Origin of the sequence: Mesorhizobium sp. B2-3-4 (assembly GCF_006442315.1) — a bacterium.
Lineage (GTDB): Bacteria > Pseudomonadota > Alphaproteobacteria > Rhizobiales > Rhizobiaceae > Mesorhizobium.
On the sequence record NZ_VFVY01000019.1, the window covers coordinates 12,895 to 37,959 of the forward strand.

Consider the following 25,065-nt stretch of genomic DNA (forward strand, 5'->3'; position numbering starts at 1 on the left):
TCGGGAGGCCTCGTCGTTAAACCCCTGCCACCATCGCAGGCAGCTGGATGGCTAACAACTGCGGCTCGGCTTCGCAAGCAGGTCTAGAACTTATCCAGATCCTGGTGCCGGGCCTTGATCTCCCGCACGGTCCGCGACGAGGAGCGCAGCACGATCGTATGCGTGGTGATAGTGGTGCGGCCGAACTTGACGCCGGCCAGCATGTTGCCGTCGGTTACACCGGTGGCCGCGAACAAAACGTCGCCGCGCGCCATGTCTTCCGCGTGGTAGATCCGCTTCGGATCGGCAATGCCCATCTTCGCCGCACGGGCGATCTTCTCGGGCGTATCGAGGATCAGCCTGCCCTGCATCTGGCCGCCGGTGCAGCGCAACGCCGCCGCGGCCAGAACGCCTTCCGGCGCGCCTCCGGTGCCGAGATAGATGTCGATGCCGGTTTCCTCCGGATCCGTGGTGTGGATGACGCCGGCGACGTCACCGTCACCGATCAGCCGGATTGCGGCCCCCGTGGCGCGCACCGCTTCGATCAGCTTGGCATGGCGCGGCCGGTCGAGGATACAGGCCGCGATGTCGGACACCGCGACGCCCTTGGCTTTAGCAAGGCTGGCAATGTTGTCGGCCGGCGAGGCATCGATGTCGATGACGCCCTCGGCGTAGCCGGGGCCAACCGCGATCTTGTCCATGTAGACATCAGGCGCGAAAAGCAGGCTTCCCTTCTCGGCGATCGCAATCACGGCGAGCGCGTTCGGCAGGTTCTTGGCGCAGATCGTCGTGCCTTCGAGCGGATCGAGCGCGATATCGACGGCCGGGCCTTTGCCGGTGCCGACCTCCTCGCCGATATAAAGCATCGGGGCCTCGTCCCGCTCGCCCTCGCCGATCACCACCGTGCCCTTGATCGCAAGCCGGTTGAGTTCCTGGCGCATCGCATCGACGGCGACCTGGTCGGCGGCCTTTTCGTCTCCGCGTCCACGCAGCCTGGCGGCCGCCACCGCGGCCCGTTCGATGACGCGCACAAGTTCCATGGTGAGTATCCGGTCAAGGCCGGCGACGATATTCTGGGCCACATTCATTTCGGCAAATCCTCGTTTCATGCCGCCTCCCGCCGGAGGCGCGCTTGTTTTGTCAAACGAGCATGACAACGGCAAGACCTGCCGCCGGTTTTATCGAAAGGATAGCAATATCAATCGATTGAACAGCGTTCCTAAAATTATTCCGGCCCGGCTTGAGAAACACCGGACCGGTATGAAACGCAGAGTTACTGCCCCTTCGCGAGTTAGAAGACCGCCAGGTATTTAAGCAGCGAAATGATGCCGATGATGATGACGATGATCTGCACGATCTGCCTCATCCTGGCGTCGAGCGGCAGTCGTTGCACAAGATAGAGAACAAGAATGATGACCAGAAACGTGATCAGAATGCCGATCAACACGGACGAAGCCATGATGCCCTCCTTCGAATGATGTCCTGAAACGGGAGATGAGCCGGCGACGCCGGCTCCAGTCCGGCGCTGTCAATACCAGCGGCGCGACGTGTCGTTCATCGACTGGCCGACGGCAATGCCGGCGAGAAAGCCGAGCAGGCCGATCACGCCAACCACGGCGGTCGTGGTGCCTGGATTTTCGCGAGCGACTTCCGACACCGCCTGCGCCTGGCTGCGCAACTGCTGCGCCGTCCGCGAGGCACGGGAAGCGGCTGTGTCGTAGAAATCCGATGCCTGTTCGCTGGCATCGTCGAGCATTTCCGCGCTGCGTGCCGCAATGCTCTTGTTGATCTTGGTGATCTCCTTGCGCAGGTCGGCGATCTGCTTTTCCAGCGTCTTCTGGATGTCATCAATGCCAGGGCTGTCGGATTTGTTGGTATCGGCCATGAAGCAGGCTCCCTTGGTTGCTGCCCAAGAGAACGGCGCCGGCTCGAATTCGTTCCGATACATCCTCACCGAACCGAAATGCGCCGGCAGTGGTGAAGCCCGCCGGATCCCTGGTGCCTGCTACCCTGCCCGCTCGATGCGGATGACCTGCGGCTTGTCGGTCAGATGGCCGTCCTTGGTGATGCCGTCGACAGCCTTGCGCACGGCGGCCTCTGTCGTTTCGTGGGTGACGAGGATCACGGTCTTCTGCGCCACCGCCTCGCCGCTGACCGCGTGCTGGACGATCGATTCCAGCGAGATATCGTTGTCGGCCATGCGCTTGGCGATCGCCGCGAACACGCCGATGCGATCATGCACGGTCAGCCGGATGAAGTAGCCGCCCGCATGGCTGCGCATCTGCGCCTTCTTGTAAGGCTTCAACTCCTTCGCCGGCCGGCCGAAGACCGGACCGTGCTGGAAGCCCGGCCGGCTCTTGGCGATGTCGGCGACGTCGCCGATGACTGCCGAGGCGGTGGCATTGCCGCCCGCGCCTGGGCCGGAAAGCAGCAGTTCGCCCAGGATATCGGTCTCGATGGCCACCGCATTGGTCACGCCATGAACCTGTGCGATGACCGAAGCCGTCGGCACCATGGTTGGGTGCACGCGCTGCTCGATGCCGCTTTCGGTGCGCTGGGCGACGCCGAGCAGCTTGATCCGGTAGCCGAGATCGCCAGCCGCGCGGATGTCGGCCTGGGTGATGTTGGAAATGCCTTCCATGTAGATGTCGTTGGCCGCGATCTTGGTGCCGAAGGCAAGGCTGGTCAGGATCGACAGCTTGTGCGCGGTGTCATGGCCCTCGATGTCGAAGGTCGGATCGGCTTCGGCATAACCCAGCCGCTGCGCGTCCTTCAGCACGACGTCGAAGGAGACGCCCTCGGCTTCCATGCGCGTCAGGATATAGTTGCAGGTGCCGTTGAGAATGCCGAACACGCGGGTGACCGAGTTGCCGGCCATCGCTTCGCGCATGGTCTTGATGACGGGAATGCCGCCGGCAACCGCAGCCTCGTAGTTGAGCAGCACGCCCTTCTTCTCGGCGATCTCGGCAAGCGCCACGCCGTGCTTGGCAAGCAGCGCCTTGTTGGCGGTGACGACATGGCGGCCGGCTTCGAGGGCGGCCTTGACCGAGGCCCGCGCCGGCCCCTCGTCGCCACCTATAAGCTCGACGAAAACGTCGATCTCGGCGGTCTGCGCCATCTTCACCGGGTCGTCGAACCATGTCGCGCCGCTGAGATCGATGCCGCGGTCGCGCTTGCGGTCGCGGGCCGAGACCGCCGACACGATGATGTCGCGACCGCATTGGCGGGTCAGTTCCGCCGCCTTGTCGCGCAGCACGCGCGCCACCGATGCGCCGACCGTGCCAAGACCGGCAATTCCAACACGCAATGCTTCAGCCATGGAAAGGCGACGTCCCTCAAGTCAGATCGAAATTGTACTTACCGGTGGGCGGAAAGCGGCACCACATTGTTGGGCTGCTTGGCGCTGGTCGACAGGAAGCGCTTGATGTTGCGCGCCGCCTGGCGAATCCGGTGCTCGTTCTCGACCAGCGCCACGCGCACGAAATCATCGCCATGCTCGCCGAAGCCGACACCCGGCGCCACTGCCACGTCGGCATGCTCGATGAGCAGCTTGGAGAATTCGAGCGATCCCAGATGCCGGAACGGCTCGGGGATCGGCGCCCAGGCGAACATCGATGCCGCCGGCGCCGGAATGGTCCATCCGGCGCGCCCGAAGGCATCGACCATCACGTCGCGGCGCTTGTGATAGATGTCGCGCACCTCGGCGATGTCGGCGCCGTCGCCATTGAGCGCGTGCGCGGCCGCCACCTGGATCGGGGTGAAGGCACCATAGTCGAGATAGGACTTGACCCGGGTCAGCGCCGAGATCAGCCGCTCATTGCCAACCGCGAACCCCATGCGCCAGCCGGGCATGGAGAAGGTCTTCGACATCGAGGTGAACTCGACGCAGACATCGATGGCGCCCGGAACCTGCAGCACGGAAGGCGGCGGATTGCCGTCGAAATAGATTTCAGAATAGGCAAGGTCGGACAGGATGATGATGTCGTTCTTCTTCGCGAAGGCGACCACGTCCTTGTAGAAATCGAGCGATGCGACCAGCGCCGTCGGGTTCGACGGGTAGTTGAGGATAAGCGCCAGCGGCTTCGGGATCGAATGCCGGATGCCGCGCTCGACCGCCGGGATGAAGCCGTCATCGGGCTCGACCTGCAGCGAGCGGATGACGCCGCCCGACATGATGAAGCCGAAAGCGTGGATCGGATAGGTCGGGTTTGGGCACAGGATCACGTCGCCGGGCGCGGTGATCGCCTGCGCCATGTTGGCGAAACCTTCCTTGGAGCCAAGGGTCGCCACCACTTGCGTGTCGGGATTGAGCTTCACGCCGAAGCGGCGGGCGTAATAGTTGGCCTGGGCGCGGCGCAGGCCGGGAATGCCGCGCGAGGAGGAATAGCGGTGCGTACGCGGATCGCGCACGACCTCGCACAATTTGTCGACGATGGCCTTGGGCGTCGGCAGATCCGGATTGCCCATGCCAAGGTCGACGATATCGGCGCCGCGCGAACGGGCACTGGCCTTGAGCCGGTTGACCTGCTCGAACACGTAAGGCGGAAGCCGGCGGACCTTGTGAAATTCTTCCATGGCAGTTCCAGACAGCAAAGGGGGCCCGGATATATAAGGGCGTTGGGCGCGCCCTATATACTCATTTGCAGGTAGGGTCGAGGGCGGGGTCGCATTTGCCTTCGATCTGCTGCAGCGTCTGCGGACCATGCTTCTTGGCGAGATCGGTCAGCGCCGCCTGACTGGTGACGCCGCCGCTCTTGGCGCCCTGCCGGCTCTTGTCGGCCTTGAGTTCGGCGAGCTTGGCATTTCGCTCGGCTTCCGTGAATTGCTTGTTCGCCACTTGCGGCGGGATGTTGAGGTTCGGGAAGGTGCCGGTGTCCTTCGGGCCCGCGTCGGAGGCCATCGGCACCGGACCGCCTGTATTGGTGCTCGAGCATCCGGCAACAGCCACGAACAGGAGCGCCGCGCCGATGCGGCAAAAATGGCCGGCACCGAAAAAAACAGTCTCGCCAAACTTAATCGTCATATTGTTTCCTTGGCAGCCGGGGTAGAGCGAGATTGGACCCTGTCGGATGTCCCATGTTAATATGTCAAGAAAACGCTTCCGGAGGAACCCCGCGAACCATGTCCAAAACACCCGATTCGGGCAAAACGGAAGATGGCGGACCTTCGACGGTCGAGCAATATCTGGTTAAGGACCCGGAACGCTTCGCGCTGAACATGGCGCGGATGATCGAGCAGGCCGGCAAGGCGGCGTCCGCCTGGGCCGAACCGCGCGAAAAGGGTGAGGTGCGCGACCATGTCGCCGAGCCCGTCGTCGACATGGTCAAGACTTTCTCCAAGCTCTCGGAATACTGGCTTGCCGATCCGCAGCGCGCGCTCGAGGCGCAGACGCGGCTGTTCGCCGGCTACATGACGGTCTGGGCCAATGCCATCCAGCGGGTCAGTCCCAACGCCGATGGTCCCGACGATGCCGTCAAGCCGGAGCGCGGCGACAAGCGCTTCCAGGATCCGGAATGGGGCCGCAACGCCTTCTTCGACTTCCTCAAGCAGGCCTATCTCGTCACCTCGCGCTGGGCGTCGGAATTGGTCGATCACGCCGAGGGCCTGGACGAGCACACCCGCCACAAGGCGAGCTTCTACGTCAAGCAGGTGTCCAACGCCATTTCGCCGTCCAATTTCATCCTGACCAATCCCGAACTGTTTCGCGAGACCGTCGCCTCCAACGGCGAGAACCTGGTGCGCGGCATGAAAATGCTGGCCGAGGATATCGCCGCCGGCAAGGGCGACCTGAAACTGCGCCAGGCCGATTATTCTCCCTTCGAGATCGGCCGCAACATAGCGATGACCCCTGGCAAGGTGGTCGGCCGCAGCGATGTCGCCGAGATCATCCAGTATGACGCGTCAACCGAGACGGTGCTGAAGCGACCACTGCTGATCTGCCCGCCCTGGATCAACAAGTTCTACATCCTCGACCTCAACCCGCAGAAATCCTTCATCCGCTGGGCGATCGAGCAGGGCCATACCGTTTTCGTCATCTCCTGGATCAATCCGGACGAACGCCACGGCGCCAAGAACTGGGAAGCCTACATCAGGGAAGGCCTGCAATACGGCCTCGACACGATCGAAAAGGCGACCGGCGAACGCGACGTCAACGCCATCGGCTACTGCGTCGGCGGCACGCTGCTGGCCGCGGCATTGGCGCTGATGGCTGGGGAAGGCGATGACCGCATCAAATCGGCGACCTTCTTCACCACCCAGGTCGACTTCACCCATGCCGGCGACCTGAAAGTCTTCGTCGATGAGGAACAGGTCGCGGCGGTCGAAAGATCGATGAACGAAAAGGGCTACCTCGACGGCACCAAGATGGCCACCGCCTTCAACATGCTGCGCTCGGGCGACCTGATCTGGCCCTATGTCGTCAACAATTACATGCGCGGCAAGGATCCCCTGCCCTTCGACCTGCTCTACTGGAACGCCGATTCGACCCGAATGGCGGCAGCCAACCATTCCTTCTACCTGCGCAACTGCTATCTCGAGAACAATCTCTCGCGCGGCACGATGGAACTGGCGGGCCGCACCGTCTCGCTCGGCGACGTCACCATTCCGATTTACAACCTCGCTTCCAGGGAAGATCACATCGCACCGGCTCTGTCGGTCTTCCTCGGTTCGAAATATTTCGGCGGCACGGTCGACTATGTGATGGCGGGATCGGGCCATATCGCGGGCGTCGTCAATCCGCCCGCATCCAACAAATACCAGTACTGGACCGGGGGCCCGCCCAGGGGCGATTTCGACCAGTGGCTGGCAAAGGCCACGGACCATCCGGGATCCTGGTGGCCGCATTGGCAAAGCTGGATAGAGGCTAAGGACAACGCCCGCGTACCGGCCCGCAAACCCGGCAAGCATATGAAAACCTTGGGCGATGCTCCCGGTACCTATGTCAAGGTGCGTGTGTAACCGACTGTAATGTGTGGTGAGTTGACGGCCCCGTAAAAGCGGGCGAAATGGAGTCGTCAACCATCAAGCAGCCGCAATTCGGCAATCACGGCAAAAATACTCACAGGCTTGCTGATTTGACACAGGTCTCGTTTCCGGATCGGAGACAAAGGTCACCCTGACGCGGACACACTGGTCGGCGCCACGGATCACCGACCGGACATCGAGGGGGAATTTGACTTTGAAATCAGCAGGATGGAGCCTCGCAAAGGGAGAACGCCGCGCCATTGTGGCAGCGCTCTGCTCGATGCTTCTGGCCTCCTGTACATCCGCCGGCGACCCGACAATGTCGGTTGGAATGCCCGGCTACAATGCCTCCGCGTCGGACATCAATGCGGCCTCCACGGGCAAGACGGTCGCCGCCGCCGATTCGTCGTCGCAGGTGGCGACGGAGCAGACGACCGTGATGAGCGAGACGGATACGGCGCTCCCCGAAAAGGTTGCCTACGTACCGGTGGCCAAGCCGCAAGCCACCTTCCCGCTCACCACCCCGGCCGGCGCGGACACGATCGCGGGACAGACGCCGCAGGCCTTGCAGCAGCCGGTGCAGACGGCACAGGAGACCGACGCGGTCGCCCAGAAGATCGCCGCCGCCGATGCCGCCGCGATCGCGCCGAAGCCGGCCGCGGCGCCTGTAATGAACAATCCGGTCTATGTGACCGCTGGCGAAATGCCGCAAGCCGAAGCACCCAGGAAAAAAGGCTTCCTGGCCTCCATGTTCGGCGCCACGCCCGCATCGGCAACGCCTGCTCCGCTGGTCAACACGCGATCGGGCGAACAGCCACCCGTGCAGGCCAAGCCTGCCCCGGCCGCGGCAAAGCCGATCATCACGCTGGCCTCGGCCGATTCCGCGGCGAAACCGATACAGTTGGCCTCGACCGGCGGCGACACCAATCACATCACGGGCAGCGACGCCCTGCCCGGCGTGCGCCAGACGGCGCTGTTCGAGATCAAGCGCAAATCCGGCCTCGACGACGAAAGCGACGTCGACCTCAATGAGGATGAAGGTTCCGGCGGCAGCTATCAGGTCGCGTCCGCCGCCGGCATGGCCCGCCTGGCGCCTAACGGCCTCCTGAAGCAGAACGAGAGCGTGGACGTCGCCTGCCTGAAGCCGTCGCTGGTGCGCGTGCTGAAGACGATCGAAGGCCATTACGGCCGCAAGATGGTGGTCACCTCGGGCTACCGCGACCCGGCCCGCAACCGCCGCGCCAACGGCGCCAAGAATTCGCTGCACATGTATTGCGCCGCCGCCGACATCCAGGTGCCGGGCGTCTCCAAATGGGAGCTGGCGAACTACATCAGGACCATGCCCGGCCGCGGCGGCGTCGGCACCTACTGCCACACCGAATCGGTCCATGTCGACGTCGGTCCAGAGCGCGACTGGAACTGGCGCTGCCGCCGGCGCAGCGGCGGCGGTGACGGCTAGCCGCCCAACCGAAACTCGCACGTCACGTCAGGACGAAGCCGCAGGCGTTGCCGCCGATCGCCAGCCCTTGCCCAGTCCTTGAGAAATCACCGATTTGGCAGGCTGGAAAAAAGTTGTCCATGGCGGCACCTAACGGGTTGCCGGTTGCGCGCAACGTCAGTATAAGCCGCTTCGTCTGAGCGCGCCCATCGTCTAGCGGTTAGGACACCGCCCTTTCACGGCGGTAACAGGGGTTCGATTCCCCTTGGGCGTACCACCGACTTCCCTTGAAATCCTTGGCTTTGCGGCGATTGAGCGCGAGCGTTCCGATTTTTCGTTGTCGAATTCGTTGCTTTGCGAATGCATTCAAACGCCGCCTTCGACCAGGGTGCGCAGAATTCGATTCGACCTTTCTGCGAGACGAGACGGTTGCACACCGATTTGAGCAAGCGGGTTCAACAGCTTAGGCTCATTTCGTATGTCGATATTCTAACCGATTGTTTTTATTGACTTAAATGCTTCAGCCTGATACACCCTTAGGCAACTGGCCGCTTTTGAAACGGATGACTCGGATTTTTGGCCATTCAACCGCGAGCGCATGCGCTCCGAGCCGAGGTCATCCATGGGCGTCCAGCATACTGCCAATTCACCCGCCGTCCTGACGGTCAGCGAAACAGCCATCTATTTTCGCATCAGCCGAGCGTCAGTCTGGCGCCTCCTCCGATCGGGCGATCTTCCAAAATTCCACATTGGCAGCCGGACGTTGGTACGCCGCGCCGACGCCGACGCGTTTCTCGAGCGCTGCGTCAAGGCTGCATCATGACGGCGGCCCCTTCCCTGCTCGAGAGAGCAATCGTAGCCCTCGACGCACCCTCCGGCATTCTCGACTTCTTCCGGCCTGATGTGGTCCGCCAGATGACGGTCGAGATGCTGAAGGCCCAAGGCTGCGCACTGACTGGCGACGCCGCGACGGTCGAACGGTTGATCGGGCATGAAATGATCCTGGTCACGGAATGGCTGTTGCAGTGGGAGCAGTCTTTCACCCCGAAGCGCCGCGGTCGGCCGGAGTTGTCTTTCGTCCAGCGCGCCATCTACGCAGCGGCTCTCTATCGCTTCGCCGGGCAGCCGAATGCGGCTGCGCAGGCCGCTCGCTGGTTGGGCTCGCCGGCCACGAAGAGCCGTGTCGAGAAGAGCGGCAAGCTCTTTCTTCGGACAATGAGCATCGCCTTCGCCAGCCGGGCCATCCCGAAGGAACGCGCGTTGCAAGCGACCGCCGAAATCGTGCTCGGTCTTCAGCAAGAACTCGATCGTCTGGCCAACGGACTTGCGATCGAGCGAACCGATCAAGCCTTGCGCCGAAAATCTGCCCGTTTCGTTCCTTTTTCGGCGCTGCACTGATCGGCACCATGTCGTTTCGCAAACCAGGAGACGACCGATGCAGACCAATCCGACCAAGCACATTCCGTGGCGCGACCGAGCATTCGTTACGATCGCTGAAGCCGGCCAAATCGTTGCCCGTTCACCGTCATGGGTCCGCGACAGGATCGGCGAGGGCCGTCTGCGCGGTTGCCGCGTGACGCCTGGCGGTCCACTCGCCGTAGAAGTGCGGAGCCTGGCCCGGCTCGTCGATAGCGCCGTTTCTGGCGTCCCGGCGCCGCATCGCGCCCCAGCGCTGCGGCTTGTCGTGGACAACACCTAAAAACTGAAAAGCCGGCCGCTGCGTCAACAGCGGGCCGGCGGGAAGAAGGTTATCAGCCCCGTGAGTGTACACGCTTCCGCGCAGCCAGCAAAGCCCACATGGGACCAGGTGCGAGATATGGCTCGCCGACCCCAAGTTGTCGAGCTGTTCGCCGATGCGTCCGCACCTCAGCAAAAGTGCAATCTGGCATTCTCGGTTCTGCAGAGCGCGGGCGCGCTAACTAAATCGTTCAGCATTGATAGCGCCGGGAAGCCCGTCAGCACGCGCAGTCCTGGCATGACATCCGGTACGGCAAGACGCATTGGATTGAGTGGCACCGCGCCCGAGATCGCCAGGTCATTCGCGGCGGCATTGACTTCGCTGCAATCGAATGAAGCGCTTGTGCTGACGCCGCCGCCGGACGGCAAGGATACGACGGCGATCGTAACCGAAGCGATGCTGTCGAGCGCTCCTGACGCCATCAACCGCGGCAAGGCTTTCTTTGCGCATCAAGCCGGCGCCGCCGTGCTTGGTCTCGATTTTGATGTGAAAGATTGGCCCGAAGACATCAGGCAGCGGGTGCGCGCGACGGCGGGAGAAATCAGCGGTGCGCTGGCTGGCGTGTTTCCGGGGTTCGCTGACGCCTGTTTGGTCATGCGACCGTCTTCATCGACGGGCGTCAGGAATAGCGCCAACGACCAGACAACGGGCGCAAACTCCGGTCAGCATCGCTATGCCTTTGTTTTGGACGGCTCCGACATCGCTGAATTCACCGATCGGCTCTTTGATCGCCTGGTCCTAGCCGGGTTCGGCTTCCCGTTCATTTCGAAGAGCGGCGCCGTATCGGTTCGCACCTTGATCGACAGGATCGCGACCAAGGGGCCGGAGCGTCTCTGGTATGAAGCAGATGCTATCCTGAGCGATAGCCGGCTCGCTTATACGCCTGGTGCGCGAGATCCCCGCATCATCAATGCGGCCGGCGGCTTCCTCGATACGACCAAGCTCGCGCCGCTGTCAGATGCCGAGAGAGTGGAACTCGCCAAGCGCATCGACGAAATCAAGAGCTCATGCGCTTCGCGTGCTGAAGCTATCGCGGCCCAATACCGGGAGGGCGAAATTGAGCGGCATGTCAGTAAGTGCGTGCTGCGCGAAACGGCCGAACGCATCGTTGCGGCGGCAGTCGAACGTTCAGAGTTGATTGGCAGCTTCGAAATCCGCCTTGACGATGGAAAATGGGTCACGATCGACGAGATCCTGGCCAACAAAGAGTTCTTCCATCGCAAGACGTGCGCCGATCCGATCGAACCTGACTACGGCGGCGGTCGCAACAAGGCGATCATCTACACCGACGGCTCATATCCTCACATTGTGAGCCAAGCTCATGGCGGTGCCGATTACCGCCTCGTCGAAGATTTGGCAGCCAAGTACCACGAGAAAATCCCGACGACCGGCTTGCTCGTCGTGACCGGCCTGGTTGACCCGAAGCAGCTTCCGGTGCGGGAAATGCTGATCGAGCCGCGGCTGCCGATCGGCGACGTGACGCAATGCGTCGGCGAGCCGGGAATCAGCAAGTCGACTTTTGCGATACGAGATGCGTTGATAATCGCTACGGGCCGACGGGCGTTGCTGCGCGGCGCGAATGGCCAAGGATTCGAACAACTCCACCGCACTGGCCCTGTCATCGTCTACAACGCGGAAGATCGACTGGACGAAATGCAGCGCCGCGTGTCGGCCTTTCAGCAGTATCTCCGCCTCGAGCCCAACGACATGATTCATCCGATCATTTTGTGGTCGGGCGTTGACGACGAAGCTTTGACCATCATGCACCGGCCAGACACGCGAAAGCCGCTGGTGAGAGCGAGGGGCGCCGATCTTTTGGAAAGCCGTATTCAAGAGCATAGGCCCGTGCTGATCGTGCTCGATCCGCAGATCAGCCTGATGAATGGCGGCATCGAGAACAGCAACGACGACATGAACGCTCTCCTGCAGGAACTGGCGAACATCGCCGCGCGCAACCGTGTGGCCATCGAACTGATCCATCACACTTCGAAAGGCAGCCGGGATCAGCGCGGCGATATGGGCGCTGGCCGTGGTGCTTTTGCTGCGGTCGGCAAGGTTCGGAGCGCCTTCACGCTTTGCAACGTCACCGGAACCGACGACGAAAAGGATTGGGGCGTTTCGCCCGACGACTACATGTTGCGGCTCGACTACGCAAAGCTTAGCCACAGCCGGAAGCCGACAACCCCGATCGTCATGCAGCGCATTGCAGTTGCCGTGAACAACGGCAGCGGCTTGCCGCCTGGCACAGCGAAAGCGCTGTTCGACGACGATCCGGCTGCACGACTGAAGGCCGAAGGTGATTTCGCGCCTGTGCTGGAACTCGTCGATATCGAGAGCCGATTGAAGGCCGCCGGTGCTCGGAACGTCGACCAGGAGAAGGCCAGCGAGATCGCCAGGATTGTTGATGTGGTGATGGGCGAGTTCGATGAGTGCGGTTTGCAAGGCATTCTGGACACGGTTGGCGAGGATCTTCGCCAACAGGGGCTTACGGCCGCAAAGGGACGCCCGTCACTATCCGGGCTAGTTACATCCGCATTGAAATCGGGTGTCTCGATTGAACGAGCCGGACAGTTTGTACGCATATTGGCTTTCCGAAAAAGGCCTCATGAGACGGCTCCGTGGTTCGTAAAGCGAGAAATTGGCTTGTCGCCAGCGGGGGCAGAAAATGCTTGACGGCGCTTGTCGATGGCTTGTCGGCGACAAGCAAAATGTGAAGGAAATTCAAGTGCATACGCCGTATGTCGGTCCAGCTTGTCGGTCTTGTCGGTCGGCGAAAAGCGACAAGCTCCAAAAAAACTCAATGATTTCAATGCTTGTCGGCTTGTCGGTGCTCGTCTCCCTACGGGAGTGGTTGTCGGGCCGACTAGCCCGACCACTTCCACGGTCTCGAGCGGGCTTGGCGATACCTCACCAGTTCGCGATAGGAAATCGGCCGTGAGACGCCCCGGCCTGCACACACGGCCAGGCGGATGGCGCGGCAGCCCGGCAGCGATCGCCATCGGCCGCGCCACGCTGCGCAAGTGGAACGCCAAGCGGCATCTATTGCCGAAGTGCGGCGCGGCCAGGAAGCGAGATGGGCAACCGTGCCAGAACCTGGCGCTGGAAAATGGTCGTTGCAGATACCACGGGGGCAAGACCGGCCGCGGTGATCAATGGCACCGACATGTCTGGCCGGACGGGAAGTCGGCCGCGGCAACGGAGAAATTGAATCGCAAACTAACCGATATCGATCGGGCCGCAACGAAGCGCAAAAAGCGCATGAAACGTATGTCGCTAGAGGAACGCGCCGCTTATGAGCAGTGGCAGCGTGACCACCGGCCAGGCAGCGCCGCGCAGAGGGAGAGCCGAAGGCGCAAACGGAAGGCTGACGCAGAGTTGCGGAAGCTGGCATCGGCGCCGCCGAAACCGCCATCTCCCGAAGTGCTTGCTCTCCAGGCTGAGATCGATGCGGCTAAGGCTCGACTGGCCGAGATGCAAATCCAAAACGCAAAGGGCGTATTCGAATGATCGACAATGACGATTTTGATGACGATGAGCGGCGGCGCGCAGCGATCATTCGGCGCGCTCGCGTAGAAGGGATCGAGGTTGCCTATGAAACCGCGCTCGCCGTTTGCAGAGATGCGAAGGCGCCCGCACAAGCCAAAGCATCAGCTCAGCGCACGTTGATGCAGATTGGTGGGTTGCTCGACCGATCCGACCGTCAGGCTGAACAGGACAAGTCGCCGGCGGAGATGACATCGGAAGAACTAAATCGCGCAGTTGCCCGCTTGAAACGAAGCCGGTCGTCGGCGGACGGCGATCCGGGCAGCGTTTTCGATTAGGCGTCCCGTGCCTTGCGCATGGCCTGTTCAGCTTCCTCACGCGCAACCAGGTCGCCGATCGACGGCGACGAGCGCAAACGCGGAAGGCCGGCGCCGCTCAATGTCCAACTGCCGTAGAGCCAGACGCCCGCGTATGCGACGACCACGACGCCAAGTCCGTAGAGCAAAATCGTTCCCATGCGCCCCTCGTCAAGCCACCCGTTTAGTCAGCCTCGCCAACGTGCTTCTCGAGGCGCCGGTTGCCGCGACAATGCTGGACCAGCTTTGCCCGCTTTTCAACATTTTCGAAATGGCAGCGTTACGCTGCTCATCCTCTGGCCGCCCCCGGTACTTTCCTTCGCCCTTGGCTTTTTGAATCCCTTGGGCTTGCCGGCGCCGCCGATCATCATAGTCCTTGCGGGCGATCGCAGCGAGCATGTCGAGCAACATGCCGTTAAGCGCTTCCAACATGCGAGCCGTGAAATCGTCATCGCCGGCAGTCGCCATGCTGTGACTTGTCGGAAGGTCCAGTGCGACAATTCGGACGCGCCGCTGGCGTATCTCGTCCTTCAGCCGTTCCCAATCCACGGCACTCAGCCGGCTAAGGCGGTCGACTTGCTCGATCAGCAGGATGTCACCAGGCTGACAATCGGCGAGCAACCTGAAGAGCTCCGGCCGGGCGAGAGAGGCGCCGCTCTCGTTTTCAACGTACGTCGCAGCAATTCGCAGGCCTTTGTCTTTCGCAAAAGAAACGAGATCCGCCCTTGCGCGGCTGGCGTCCTGCTCTTTCGTGCTGGCGCGGAGATAGGCACGGACAAACATCGGCGACCCCTTTAGTTCGATTTGAGTGGTTCGATAAATACCAGTTCGCTTTAAGTCGTCAAGGGTATTTATCGAACTATACAAAATGACGGTTCGTGAAAGGTGTACCTATAAGAATCACCAGAATGAAGGCAATGCCGCCACTTTGATCAGTCGTGTAAAGTAACGTCAAATGACGTAAACCGACAAAATTGACTATACTACGCTCAACGCAAATAATATTGACAACAATTACGTTAACCGTATTCTGAAGGTGGAATTGAAAAGCCATTTCGCACGCTAAGCGATAGTGCTAGATGCTATAACTCTTCCCGGGTCCGCACGCGGATGTCCAGGCCGAAAGGCTAAAGGCGCGCGGAACCATCGTGCTGGTCTTTTCAGCCCGGGAAGGTGAGCCCCTTTGAAGAGCGGGCGGGAAGGTACGAGGCAATGAAAAGAGCACGAAACTGGCCGAGCTTCGGCGAATTTAACCAGATGCTGGTGGCAAACGAGCCCTTCAATTGGGGCGTCGGAATCGAGAAGGTCGACGGTGAGTTTTGGCAGTATGTCTACCTGCATCAGTTTGTCTCGGTCGGCGTCATCAAAGCATTCAGGATGGCGTGCGGCGGGCAAGACCCGGTTATCAAAACCTACGGACCGGGCGATTGCATGATCCACATCTCCGCCAAGCTCGACGAGGTTCGTGACGCCATCCGGGATATTCTCGAAGCTCGCGCCGCAGCCCAGCATGAATATACGAAGGCGCTTGAGGCGTATTCGAAGACAGCGGTGGCGCTCTAAGAGATCAACTAGGGCGGCTCGGTCGGAGTTGCCGGGCGAGCGTGAGAGGCGACGCCTCTGACGCTGCGCCGGCGTCGCCTCTCCGGCCACCACCTGGCCGAAGGGCCGGGTGCACCCCGTGGCACAGTCACATGCGCGCGGCCGGAACCCCGGCGGACGGCCAAACAAATTTCAGCCAAATCGAAACTTTGACCTGACGCGGTAATTCGCCCGAACTTTCCCGTTTATCGGCGCTCCGGGCCGCCCTACCTTCCACATCAGACGACCAAGCCGCCGAAACCGAAAGGATTTCGCATGCCGCTTTCTGTCGTCGAACCGCTCTTCCCTGACGCCGACGAGGCGTTCGACGGCGATCTGCCATCCCCGGAGGAAACCGCGCATCACGAGGAAGTCGAGCGTCTCATTTGGGCTTTCGCCAAGCTCGCTCTGCCCGATACCGATCTGCTCTTCCAAGGCCGCTTGGCGATAAACGGTTTCTGCAGCCGCAAGTCCAAGCTCCACCTCCATCCGGCCGACAGGGACCAGATGATCGACGCGGTCGGGCAAGCTCGTCGCGCTGTCGAGAACAGCACCGTCGGCTGGCGCCTCCGCTATCTCACGAAAGGGTTCAATGCGATCGTCGTGGAAATCCTCCTTTGGGCAAATGTCGACGACTATCGCGAGACGATCGACAGAGACGAATTGTTCGATCACCAGGACTATTTGCAGTGTCTTCGGAATGAGATCCGAACCGCGGACCTGGTGTTCGCCATCCGACAGCGTCGTGCCGCCAAGACGGTGCGTACCCTCCAGAGCATGACGAAGCGGACTGCCCTCGCCGTGCCGCAGGACGCTGGCACCGCGAACGCAGAACGGCTATGATGGATTTGCCGGAACAATGCGGAACTCGGGCAGCCGCGCTCACCGCCGAGCTAATAGCTCGGCATATCGTTCAGCGAACCAACGCAGCGCCGATGCGCTAGGTTCTTTGATTGGAGCGCACTCGTGACCGCAGCCTCTAAAGGCGATCGTGTCGGACCCTGGACGAAGTATCAAGCGCCTCCCATTCCGGCCGGCTACCGCGTTGTTCAGCAGCCGGCACCGGCAGATGCTTTCGCGGCTTTTCCCGATGCGCCCGCACCGTCCCCGGCGCCAGCGACAGGCCCGTGGACGCGGTATGCGCCGGCGGGCGCTGGCGGCAACGTCTTCGACCAGTTCGATGCGCCTGCCGCCGGAAAGCCGGCCGGCAATGTTTTCCACCAATTTGACGCGCCGCCGGGCAGTTCTTCCGGCGCGCCGGCGCTGCCGCCCGGTTTCAAAATCGTCGAATACGAAGGCCAGCGCGTAGAGTTTCCCGACGATTTTTCGGATGATGAAATCGCGAATGCACTCGGGACGCTGTCTGCTCAGTTATCGACAACACCTGCCGCGCAGCCACAGATTTCGACCGCCAAGGACGTGGCCGAATCGGCGGCATCCGGGCTTCCGCGCGGATTGGCCGAGACAATCATGTTCCCTGTCACTCTAAGCCGCATGGTCGAAGGGGCCGGAAATTATCTGTACAACAAGGCCGAAAATGGCGTGCGCTACGCTATCGGAGCCGAGCCCCTTTCCGAAGAGGAACTGGTGCGTCGCGCGCAGCCGATGAACGGCGTCAACAGCATGCTTTACGACGCGCAGGACAAGGTGCGCGACAAGATGGACGACGTGCTGCACACGCCGCAGACGACGCCCGGCAGGTTTGCGGGAGCAATCGCCGAGTTCGCCGCGCCTGGCGGCCTGCCGGGTAAGGCTGCCCGTACAGTGCCGACGGCGTTGAGCAAGCTTGCGCGCTACGGCGAGGACGCGCTTGGGAATGTGGTGGCGCCCGCTGTCACGTCTGAAGCCGCCGGCGAGATGGCAGACGGCACCCCGTATGAAGGCATGATGCGCTTTCTCGGCGCGCTGGTCGGCAATGCTGGCACAGCCGGCGTCCGTGCTCAAAACGCACCGGAGGCGGTCATTCGGCGCGCTACGGACGGAATGACCGATGCCGATTGGCAGGCGGCGCAGACGCTGCAGAACAACGGCACGGGCATCCGGCTGAGTGGGCCAGAAGCGGTCGCGCAAGCTCGTAACGGTGCATCGCGGTTGCCCGATATCTTGCGTGTCGTCGAAGGCTCGACCGCTGGCGGTAACGTCACGGCGCCGTTCTTCGCCCGGCGCCCCGAGCAGGTCGACAACGCCGTCAGCGGTGTGCTCGACCAGATTGCCCCGCAAAACTCAAATCCCTACACGCTTGGCCCGCAGGCGGCCGACGCTGCGAACGCGGTGATCGATCAGACCCGCCAAGGCATCAACGCGCAGACGCGTTCTCTCTACGACGCCGCGCAGACGCAGATTATCCCCGACGCACAGTTCGCGCCGATCGCCGCCGACCCGAGGTTCACCGCGGCGGTGCAGCGGCTGCGGAACAATCCCGAGATCGCGCCGGACTACGCCAATCTGCCGGACAATTCGATCGGCGTGATCGATGCTGTCACCAAGGACATGGCGGCGCGTGGCGAGGCCCTGTCGAATTCTGCAAACCCGCTTTACGGGCCAGAGCTCGCAGCCAGGCAGCGGACCGGCGCCGTCGATGCCCGCGCGATCGCGACAACCCAATCGCCGGAATATGCCCAAGCGCTGGCGACACAGGAGCAACTGCGACGCACGCAGTTGAACCCGCTCGAGCATGGGCCGGTTGGGCGGCTGGCTTCAGCTTCGGATACCGCCACCGCGGCCGATGCGGTTTTGCCGCAAAATCCGTTGGCTGGCTCAGCGTCTGAGACGGCCGATGCGGTTGCGCGCTTGGCAGGCCAGGATCCCGAGATTGCCGCGGCGCTGGTCCGTCAAAATCTGTCCGATCGCTATTCGAAAGCGCAGACCGAAACGCAAGGCGGCAGCCGTGAGACGGCGGGAGCCAAGTTCCACCAGAGCGTCGCCGGCAACGATCAACGCGCCGAAGTGCTCGACGCTGTGCTGCGCGCGCTTCCCGGCGGCGCGCAGACCGCTGACCAAATGGGCGAGATGTTGGACGTGCTGCAGGGAACGATGCGGCGCCGGCCGCCGGGAAGCCCGACCGAGTTTAATCGGCAGATTTCCGACAGTCTTGGGGACGGCTCGCTGTTGTCGGCGTTGACGCGCCCCGATCTGATCCCGCGACGCCTAGCCGGCCTTGTGACAAACGCCGGCGATGCGGTGCGGCGCGTGGCGCTCGGCCGCAACGTGCGCACGCTCGCCGATTTGTTCGTGGATCCACGATCGGTCGATCTGATCCGCGACATGGCCAATCGTCGGCCAGGAAACGCCTATGGGGACGCGGCGGCGCGGACGGCTTGGGAAGCCGGCCAGACACTATCCGCGCCTCGCTAACTCGCTTAAGCCTCCACGCCTTGCTGTTTTCTATCGCGCCCGAACTTCATAAATCTCGGATCGATGAATTCTCCCCGGATCCGAACGGGCGCGTCGCCAGCGGTTGGAAGCAGCAACTCCAACTGATCACGAGAGGTTTTTCGGCGCGTAGGGACATGGCGCTCCGGTCGTGGGATTGGCGGCAATTGGGGAAGACGCCGATCTAAGATATCCTCGATCGTTACGACCTGAAGCCGAGGTAGTCTGCCGTGAGCCGACTTCGGAACAAAGCCCGCGCGGGTCGCCTCAACCATCATCGGAGCCGTTGGCGTAGCCAAACAGATCAAGATCCCCATTTCGGCCTCTTCCCGTTCGATTACACCCCGCAAGTCGCGGACCATTTGCACGCCTATGTGCTCGCCGCCTTTTACCGAGATGATGATTTGGCCATCGCCATAAGGCCCGTTCTTGTACGCGACTCGTCCATCAATACCCTGATCAGCCCCCTTCTTCTCGTCGCGTTGATAGCTCTGCGCTCCAAGTAGCCACGCAGCCCACCATTGGAACTGATGCTTATCGCGATGGGCCAGTTCTCGGGCGCCAGCCAGGGTTGTCGGTCTACCGTAGACCTCATAGACCGCGCCCGCCCGCCACCGCGCTAACCGCTCTTCGATGAGCGTAACAGCATAGTGTGCGACATCAATTCCAATCCATTGACGGTGAAGCTTCTCGGCCGCGTCAACAGCGGTGCCGCACCCGCAGAACGGGTCAAGCACCACATCGCCCTCACGGGACGAAGCCTGCAGCACTCTTTCCAACAGCGCTAAAGGCTTCTGGGTTGGATAGCCTAATCGCTCTTTGGCAGTTTGGTTCAAGCGATCGATATCGGTCCAAACATCGCCAACGACGACCTGTCGTTGCGATGCATCGAATGGCTTGTCAGCGCGCCGGCGTGGCCAGCCTCCGTTCTTTGGCCAATGTATCAGACCGGCCAAGTCCCAAGCCTCCATCTGAATGACGCTATTTCCCCAATGCCGCCCCATCTTACTTGGGTTGTATCCGCGCCAAGGCTGGCCGCTTTCGCCCTCTTTGGTGATGCCGGCACCGGTCATCTCGTACGTCTGATACTTCAACCCATCTGGACCCGTAATAAGGGTGTGCGGGAGCTTGGCTGCCTCTCCAAGAACGCGTTGTGCATTGAATGTTGCCGAGCTCGGGTTTGAATACATCAGCAGCGTATCGTGCAATCGAGGCCATTGGCCAACGGTGCTCCGGGAGTTGGTTCGCTTCCAGATGATCTCGTTCCGAAACCAGTCGTGGCCGAACGTCGCGTCGAGCAGGATCTTGAGATAGTGCGATGCTGTTGGGTCGCAGTGAAGATAGATCGAGCCCGTTGGTTTGAGAACGCGCTGCAGCTCGACAAATCGGACGGCCATCATCGCGAGATAGGCCATCATCGCATTCTGATCACCAAGCCATCTACGAATACCCGACAATGCCTGGCCAAGCTTCCCGTGATTGCGAACATCGTCATACGCTGCTTCCGCAGCTTCACCCCACCGCCAAGTATCCTTGAAAGCTTCCACTTGGGCGTCTGCCTCATTGGCAGGAGACGCCGCCTGAAAGAAGACGTTGTAATTGGCGTCCGATTTGAAAGGTGGATCCAGATAGATCAGGTCTGCGCTTTCATCGCGGACCTTGTTTCGCAGGATGTCAAGATTGTCCCCATAGAAAAGCTTGTTCATAAGAGAGCTCCCGTCCCGAACTCTCTATAAGGGGCTAATTTAGTTAATAAGATTTCTGACCATATTTCGTTGTGCTTGCCGGGAGCAACGTGATAGAATTCTACATTCGCTGGCAAATCGCAGAACTCGAGCAGCTGCATCACCGCCCCGGCCTCCGGGGCATGTTTCACCCACTTTCCCCATCGATCTCATCTCATGAGCGTGCGCCATGCCGGCGCGTTCGGGAAAGTGCAGTCGTGCGTGATGCAAAATGCCCTCTCCCGCGAAACCGCCTCTCGCTTACGATTACGTCGCGTTCCAGCAAGAGCAACAGCAGAATCCGTTTCCGGGTTCGCAGCTCAAAAACGACCTGGCAAATCTGAAAAAGGGCATCGATCAGACCATCGACGCCCTGGCCGATGTGCGCCGATCCGACGGCGCGCTGCCGAACGGCAAGGTCACTCCCGACAGCCTTTCGCCGCAAGTCCTGGCGCTGTTGCGCGGCGACGGCCCGACCGGGCCAACTGGCCCCACGGGGCCGAGCGGACCGGCCGGCATCGGTGCTACGGGACCGTCCGGCGTCGCTGGTCCCGTAGGCGCTACGGGGCCAACGGGTACAGCAGGCGCAACGGGCCCGGCCGGTTCTACCGGTCCCATAGGAGCCACGGGGCCGATCGGAGCCACCGGCCCCGCTGGAACGAATGGCTCCGTCGGCGCGACAGGGCCTATTGGCGCGACCGGTCCGACCGGCGTTACGGGAGCGGTCGGTGCAACAGGCCCCACTGGCGTCACGGGAGCGGTGGGCGCAACGGGCGTGACTGGCGGCGTCGGTGCCACGGGGGCGACCGGACCTACTGGCGCGACTGGTGTCGGCGTTTCGGTGCTGACGACGCAAGGCGATGTCCTCTATCGGGATGGGACTGGTCCGCAGAGGTTGGGCAAAGGATCACCGCTCCAGGTTCTTCGGCAGAATTCCGCGCTGACAGCGCCGGAGTGGGCGACAGCGCGCGAGGTGCTAACAGCAGCCCGAACCTATTATGTTTTGACCACGGGTTCGGACAGCAACACGGGTCTGGTCAACAACGCCGGCGGCGCATTCCTAACCGTTCAGAAGGCTATTGACGTTGCGGCGTCGCTCGACAACTCCATCTACGACATCACCATTCAACTCGGTGCGGGAACATACAATCTCGGAAATACGGGATTGGTGGGCAAAGTATGCGTGGGGGCCGGTTCGGTTATCATCGTGGGCGATGAAACGACGCCCTCGAATGTCATTCTACGGGTGACCGGGGTCGCGGCAGGCAGTGTTGCCGGCCTTAAGAACACAAATGTTACGACTATCTATAGCGTGCGCGGGGTGCGCATCGAGAGCACCGCGACAGGGACAGTGTTTGGCCTCTGGCCCTCCGGGACGAGCCGTATAGAATTTAGAAACGTCGATTTTGGCACTGGATTGCTCTATCAGCTATTCGCTGTGGATGGCGCCGTTGTGGGGGCCATTGGCAACTATTCCGTAAGCGGAAATGCCTCACGTCACATAGCAGTCACTGGCGGTGCTATCTGTCGTGTGCAGGGAATGACTGTCACATTCTCCAACACGCTCGCTTTCAGCAGCGCCTTCGTTACCGGCGACGCCGGGGCTATCATCTTTCTCAACGGCAATACGTGGGCCGGAACTGCGGCTTCGGTAACAGGTCCACGTTACATTGCCGATACCCTCGCGGTTATCTCTACAGGTGGCGCTGGCAGCACTTATCTGCCCGGCAACTCCACCGTCACGCCGACGAATGGAGCGGTGTATGTTTGATGACATCTACCCCGCGCGACTGGAGCTTGCCGGCTTCGAATTGGCCCTGTCTTTGGAATGGGCCATCGGACTCCTGCGGGATAGCTACCCTTTCGGAAGGGGGTCGCGCACCGGCCCGGTCGTGTTCCACTGTATGAACGCGACTTCCTTCCCGGTCACGTCCCGCACCACCTTCAGCAAAACCTCATGCAGGACACGCGTCTGCCTGTAGTGGTCACAATGTGGGGATATGAAAGGCTTAACGATACTCAGGTGCAGCGCCTCCGCTGCCACCAGAAAGCGATCAATTTCATCCTGCGACAGTTGCTTTGACGGTTTCGATCTAGCCATTGCGACACCTTTTGAGAGTCGCCCACCCGTGAACAGAAAAGGAACAACTTTCCTTGCCGGTCAAGCCGTGTTGTGGAATCTATCCCGCATGAGTGACGAACCGACCAAACTCGCTGAGGGCATGACGCCGGCGCCGCGAGAGCGTGCCCGAGTGCTGGGCCACACATGCGAGCATGAGGGCTGCGACAAACATGCCGGCTTCGGATTCAACAGGCCACGGCAGGAATCGCACTGGTTCTGTTTCGAGCACAAGGATGACGGCGAGCGGTATCTGTGAGGCAAGGAATGAAACGACCGAAAATTCAGGTATTGCCTGCGGTTCGTGGCTGCACGATTGACATGGACGGCGATGAGCCTCGGCCAACCATATGTATAGTCGGGCTTCTGACAGAGGACGGGGTCACCCAATTCTCACTTAGCAAGCAAGGCGCCAAGACCATGATGCTGGCTCTTCAGACCTTTCTGGACAGGGTTGACGCTCCGAAGCGCAACGCGGCCGTCAAACGTCAAACAGGTCACTAGGCCCAAGGCCGATCTCGTCAATGATGTCGGGCGTATTGTTCCGCGGCGATCCGACCTTGCTGCCGATGGGCCACATCTTCATCAGATCGGATGGGAACGGCTTCATCAGGTCGCGAGGATCCTGTTCCGGTCCGAGCCAGCGCATGTAGTCGGCCGGCGCGAGGATCACCGGCATCCTGTCATGGATGGTCGCCATCAGCGAGTTCGGCTCACAGGTGACAACGGCGAAGGTTCGGACCAATTCGCCCGTCGCCTTGTCGGCATATTCTTCCCAGATGCCGGCCATCGCGAAGGGCTCGCCAGACTGCATGGCAATGGCATAGGGCTGCTTCTTCTTGCCCGACGGGTCGAGCTTCTGCCATTCGAAATAGCCGTCGACGGGAACCAGGCAGCGGCGGGAGGCATAGGCCTTGCGGAACATGCCATTGCTGGCGATCGTCTCGCAACGCGCGTTGACGGGCGGCGGCCGTCCGCCGCCATCGCGCGCCCAGCCGGGCACCAGTCCCCAGCGCGCGGAGACGAAGCCGGCCATACTGGTCGACAGCTCTTCGCGGATGATGATCGGATAGGTAAGGCTGGGCGCGCCGTTCCACAGCGGGAAGCTGTTGCCCAGCCGCTCAACCTCGCCCGGATGGGCGAACTCGAACCGCCGCACCATGTCGGGGATAGTAGTCTTTACGAAAACGCGTCCGCACATTTTGGGACTACTCAATCTTTGCCGTCAGGAAGACCAAAATGGGAACGCATTGAGAACTAGTCAACCATCGCGTCGACGCGCCATCGCTTCGAAGATCACTTCGAACACGCTCCCTACCTCTTCATGCAGCTCGCTTGGGGCGATCCCCGCCTCGCCTGCCGCTTTCATCATCTGGTCGGCCAGATCGCTGGCGGCGATCGGATTGCCGCCCGTTTCGTCGGGCAAGTGACTTGCCACCCAGGCGTCGAGGAACTCCCGTCCGCGCGCACTCATTCCGGCAGGCCCGGATCGAAATGCACGATCGCGTCGAGGATCGTGCGATATAGACTGTCGACCTCCTCGTCTATTTCCGCCCGCTTGATGCCGATCGCCTTGGCGTCGGCTATAAGCTTGTGAGTGAGTTCGTCCACCGAAATGACATCCGCCTGGGCGGTCTCGGGGACGTTGTTCGCGATCCATTGATCGAGGAAGTTGAGGCCGCGCGAGCTCATCAAGCTTAAAGCTTCTTGCCAGGCTTGGGTTCCTGCGCTGATAACTGCGATTTAAGCCGTTGCTCCCTCAATCTGGCCGTCTTGTCGGCCCGCGCCTTCCGTTCCGCATCGAGGACCAGCTTGCTTTCCCTATCGGCTCTTTCGATTTTTTCGCGATCGACCTTGCGCTGTGCCATGAAAGGCCTCCCTTGGTCTGTTGCGCCAAGAAAGAGCCGAGTGCCGCAAAAGTTCCCGACGAAATTTTAGCGACAAAACCTCAAATGTTGTTGTCTGGCCGTCGCCGGTTAGAGCCGCTTCCTAGACACTCGCTACCGGCCGAGCGGCTGCCTCGACAGCGAGACCAGTTCGGCCTCATCCCTTACGCCTGCCATATAGTTGGCGATGATGCGGGACGCGAGCAGATCCCGGTCGGCTTGTGACTGTCCTTCAACCTTGAGCTGGTCGAAAACACGCCCCAGAAATTCAACCTCGGACGGCGTGAAATTGCCGGCCACCAAGGCCTCTTGCCGCATAGGCATGGTGCAACTCCCTCAACGCAAGAATGCGATAAAATCACAACGCGCGCTGGAGTCCAGATGGTTTAGCTGTTGCGCCGTCCGGCGAGCTTTCAGTGTTCTTCC

At 61.3% G+C, this 25,065-nt stretch carries 28 protein-coding genes and 1 tRNA gene; 14 read left to right on the plus strand and 15 right to left on the minus strand.

Going from position 1 to position 25,065, the window contains the following annotated elements:
- Positions 1-83: 83 nt before the first annotated feature.
- From glpX to FJ967_RS24725, 6 genes are all read right to left on the minus strand, one after another.
- Positions 84-1,067, minus strand: a complete 984-nt coding sequence (gene glpX / locus FJ967_RS24700; protein WP_140734935.1) for a class II fructose-bisphosphatase — start codon at positions 1,065-1,067, stop codon at positions 84-86.
- A gap of 203 nt (positions 1,068-1,270) precedes the next feature.
- A complete protein-coding gene (locus FJ967_RS24705) occupies positions 1,271-1,438 on the minus strand; it encodes a Thivi_2564 family membrane protein (protein WP_081295122.1) in 168 nt (55 codons plus the stop codon).
- A 69-nt stretch (positions 1,439-1,507) separates the two neighbouring features.
- On the minus strand, positions 1,508-1,864 hold the full coding sequence (locus FJ967_RS24710; protein WP_140734699.1) for a hypothetical protein: 357 nt from the start codon (positions 1,862-1,864) through the stop codon (positions 1,508-1,510).
- 120 nt (positions 1,865-1,984) lie between these two features.
- Positions 1,985-3,298 carry a homoserine dehydrogenase gene (locus FJ967_RS24715; protein ID WP_140734701.1) on the minus strand — a complete coding sequence of 438 codons (1,314 nt, stop codon included), beginning with the start codon at positions 3,296-3,298 and terminating at the stop codon, positions 1,985-1,987.
- Between the two features lie 38 nt (positions 3,299-3,336).
- On the minus strand, positions 3,337-4,554 hold the full coding sequence (locus FJ967_RS24720) for an LL-diaminopimelate aminotransferase (RefSeq protein WP_140734703.1): 1,218 nt from the start codon (positions 4,552-4,554) through the stop codon (positions 3,337-3,339).
- A gap of 61 nt (positions 4,555-4,615) precedes the next feature.
- The gene (locus tag FJ967_RS24725; RefSeq protein ID WP_140734705.1) at positions 4,616-5,002 is read right to left on the minus strand and encodes a hypothetical protein; all 387 of its coding nucleotides are present in this window, start codon (positions 5,000-5,002) and stop codon (positions 4,616-4,618) included.
- Between the two features lie 98 nt (positions 5,003-5,100).
- Between FJ967_RS24725 and phaC the strand changes: the two genes are divergently transcribed.
- The 9 genes from phaC (at position 5,101) to FJ967_RS24770 (ending at position 13,939) form a co-directional block, all read left to right on the plus strand.
- Complete coding sequence (phaC, locus tag FJ967_RS24730; protein WP_140734707.1) at positions 5,101-6,936, plus strand: class I poly(R)-hydroxyalkanoic acid synthase; 1,836 nt, start codon at positions 5,101-5,103, stop codon at positions 6,934-6,936.
- 214 nt (positions 6,937-7,150) lie between these two features.
- Positions 7,151-8,401 (plus strand): YcbK family protein, encoded by a 1,251-nt coding sequence (locus FJ967_RS24735; protein WP_140734709.1) that lies wholly within the window; start codon positions 7,151-7,153, stop codon positions 8,399-8,401.
- Positions 8,402-8,582: 181 nt separating this feature from the next.
- Positions 8,583-8,657: transfer RNA gene (locus FJ967_RS24740), tRNA-Glu, on the plus strand.
- 345 nt (positions 8,658-9,002) lie between these two features.
- Positions 9,003-9,203, plus strand: a complete 201-nt coding sequence (locus FJ967_RS24745; RefSeq protein ID WP_140734711.1) for a helix-turn-helix domain-containing protein — start codon at positions 9,003-9,005, stop codon at positions 9,201-9,203.
- A complete protein-coding gene (locus FJ967_RS24750) occupies positions 9,200-9,778 on the plus strand; it encodes a hypothetical protein (protein WP_140734713.1) in 579 nt (192 codons plus the stop codon). The genes FJ967_RS24745 and FJ967_RS24750 overlap by 4 nt, the downstream gene beginning before the upstream one ends.
- Positions 9,779-9,815: 37 nt before the next feature.
- Complete coding sequence (locus FJ967_RS24755) at positions 9,816-10,079, plus strand: hypothetical protein (RefSeq protein ID WP_140734714.1); 264 nt, start codon at positions 9,816-9,818, stop codon at positions 10,077-10,079.
- A gap of 117 nt (positions 10,080-10,196) precedes the next feature.
- Positions 10,197-12,791, plus strand: coding sequence for an AAA family ATPase (locus tag FJ967_RS24760; protein WP_140734716.1), 2,595 nt, complete (start codon positions 10,197-10,199; stop codon positions 12,789-12,791).
- Between the two features lie 261 nt (positions 12,792-13,052).
- Positions 13,053-13,625: an HGGxSTG domain-containing protein gene (locus tag FJ967_RS24765; RefSeq protein ID WP_140734718.1), complete on the plus strand. Its 573-nt coding sequence runs from the start codon at positions 13,053-13,055 to the stop codon at positions 13,623-13,625.
- Positions 13,622-13,939, plus strand: coding sequence for a hypothetical protein (locus FJ967_RS24770; protein ID WP_140734720.1), 318 nt, complete (start codon positions 13,622-13,624; stop codon positions 13,937-13,939). Before FJ967_RS24765 ends, FJ967_RS24770 begins: the two co-directional genes overlap by 4 nt.
- Here the strand turns inward: FJ967_RS24770 and FJ967_RS24775 are convergent.
- Positions 13,936-14,118: a hypothetical protein gene (locus tag FJ967_RS24775; protein ID WP_140734722.1), complete on the minus strand. Its 183-nt coding sequence runs from the start codon at positions 14,116-14,118 to the stop codon at positions 13,936-13,938. The two genes, FJ967_RS24770 and FJ967_RS24775, sit on opposite strands and share 4 nt — an antisense overlap.
- A 10-nt stretch (positions 14,119-14,128) precedes the next feature.
- Positions 14,129-14,740 carry a recombinase family protein gene (locus tag FJ967_RS24780; protein ID WP_140734724.1) on the minus strand — a complete coding sequence of 204 codons (612 nt, stop codon included), beginning with the start codon at positions 14,738-14,740 and terminating at the stop codon, positions 14,129-14,131.
- Positions 14,741-15,169: 429 nt separating this feature from the next.
- Here FJ967_RS24780 and FJ967_RS24785 point away from each other — a divergent pair, with 429 nt between their 5' ends.
- From FJ967_RS24785 to FJ967_RS24795, 3 genes are all read left to right on the plus strand, one after another.
- Complete coding sequence (locus tag FJ967_RS24785) at positions 15,170-15,520, plus strand: hypothetical protein (RefSeq protein WP_140734726.1); 351 nt, start codon at positions 15,170-15,172, stop codon at positions 15,518-15,520.
- Between the two features lie 294 nt (positions 15,521-15,814).
- On the plus strand, positions 15,815-16,381 hold the full coding sequence (locus FJ967_RS24790; RefSeq protein ID WP_140734728.1) for a hypothetical protein: 567 nt from the start codon (positions 15,815-15,817) through the stop codon (positions 16,379-16,381).
- A 123-nt stretch (positions 16,382-16,504) separates the two neighbouring features.
- Positions 16,505-18,892, plus strand: a complete 2,388-nt coding sequence (locus tag FJ967_RS24795; RefSeq protein WP_140734730.1) for a hypothetical protein — start codon at positions 16,505-16,507, stop codon at positions 18,890-18,892.
- Between the two features lie 5 nt (positions 18,893-18,897).
- Here FJ967_RS24795 and FJ967_RS24800 read toward each other — a convergent pair whose 3' ends face one another.
- Positions 18,898-20,616, minus strand: coding sequence for a DNA methyltransferase (locus tag FJ967_RS24800; protein WP_140734732.1), 1,719 nt, complete (start codon positions 20,614-20,616; stop codon positions 18,898-18,900).
- Between the two features lie 250 nt (positions 20,617-20,866).
- Between FJ967_RS24800 and FJ967_RS34030 the strand changes: the two genes are divergently transcribed.
- Complete coding sequence (locus FJ967_RS34030) at positions 20,867-22,405, plus strand: collagen-like protein (RefSeq protein ID WP_140734734.1); 1,539 nt, start codon at positions 20,867-20,869, stop codon at positions 22,403-22,405.
- 84 nt (positions 22,406-22,489) lie between these two features.
- Here the strand turns inward: FJ967_RS34030 and FJ967_RS33805 are convergent, their stop codons facing one another.
- A complete protein-coding gene (locus FJ967_RS33805) occupies positions 22,490-22,735 on the minus strand; it encodes a hypothetical protein (protein ID WP_140734736.1) in 246 nt (81 codons plus the stop codon).
- 88 nt (positions 22,736-22,823) lie between these two features.
- Here FJ967_RS33805 and FJ967_RS24815 point away from each other — a divergent pair, with 88 nt between their 5' ends.
- The gene (locus tag FJ967_RS24815; RefSeq protein ID WP_140734738.1) at positions 22,824-23,012 is read left to right on the plus strand and encodes a hypothetical protein; all 189 of its coding nucleotides are present in this window, start codon (positions 22,824-22,826) and stop codon (positions 23,010-23,012) included.
- Positions 23,013-23,234: 222 nt separating this feature from the next.
- Here FJ967_RS24815 and FJ967_RS24825 read toward each other — a convergent pair whose 3' ends face one another.
- The 5 genes from FJ967_RS24825 to FJ967_RS24840 all read right to left on the minus strand — a co-directional run bounded on the left by FJ967_RS24825 (position 23,235) and on the right by FJ967_RS24840 (position 24,963).
- Entirely contained in the window at positions 23,235-23,954 is a 720-nt protein-coding gene (locus FJ967_RS24825) for an SOS response-associated peptidase (RefSeq protein ID WP_140734742.1), read from the minus strand.
- A gap of 60 nt (positions 23,955-24,014) precedes the next feature.
- Positions 24,015-24,179 carry a hypothetical protein gene (locus FJ967_RS24830; protein WP_246675374.1) on the minus strand — a complete coding sequence of 55 codons (165 nt, stop codon included), beginning with the start codon at positions 24,177-24,179 and terminating at the stop codon, positions 24,015-24,017.
- A gap of 44 nt (positions 24,180-24,223) precedes the next feature.
- Positions 24,224-24,445, minus strand: a complete 222-nt coding sequence (locus tag FJ967_RS24835; RefSeq protein WP_140734746.1) for a DUF768 domain-containing protein — start codon at positions 24,443-24,445, stop codon at positions 24,224-24,226.
- Between the two features lie 5 nt (positions 24,446-24,450).
- Positions 24,451-24,621 carry a hypothetical protein gene (locus FJ967_RS33505; RefSeq protein WP_181176132.1) on the minus strand — a complete coding sequence of 57 codons (171 nt, stop codon included), beginning with the start codon at positions 24,619-24,621 and terminating at the stop codon, positions 24,451-24,453.
- Between the two features lie 132 nt (positions 24,622-24,753).
- Positions 24,754-24,963, minus strand: coding sequence for a hypothetical protein (locus FJ967_RS24840; RefSeq protein WP_140734748.1), 210 nt, complete (start codon positions 24,961-24,963; stop codon positions 24,754-24,756).
- Between the last annotated feature and the right edge of the window lie 102 nt (positions 24,964-25,065).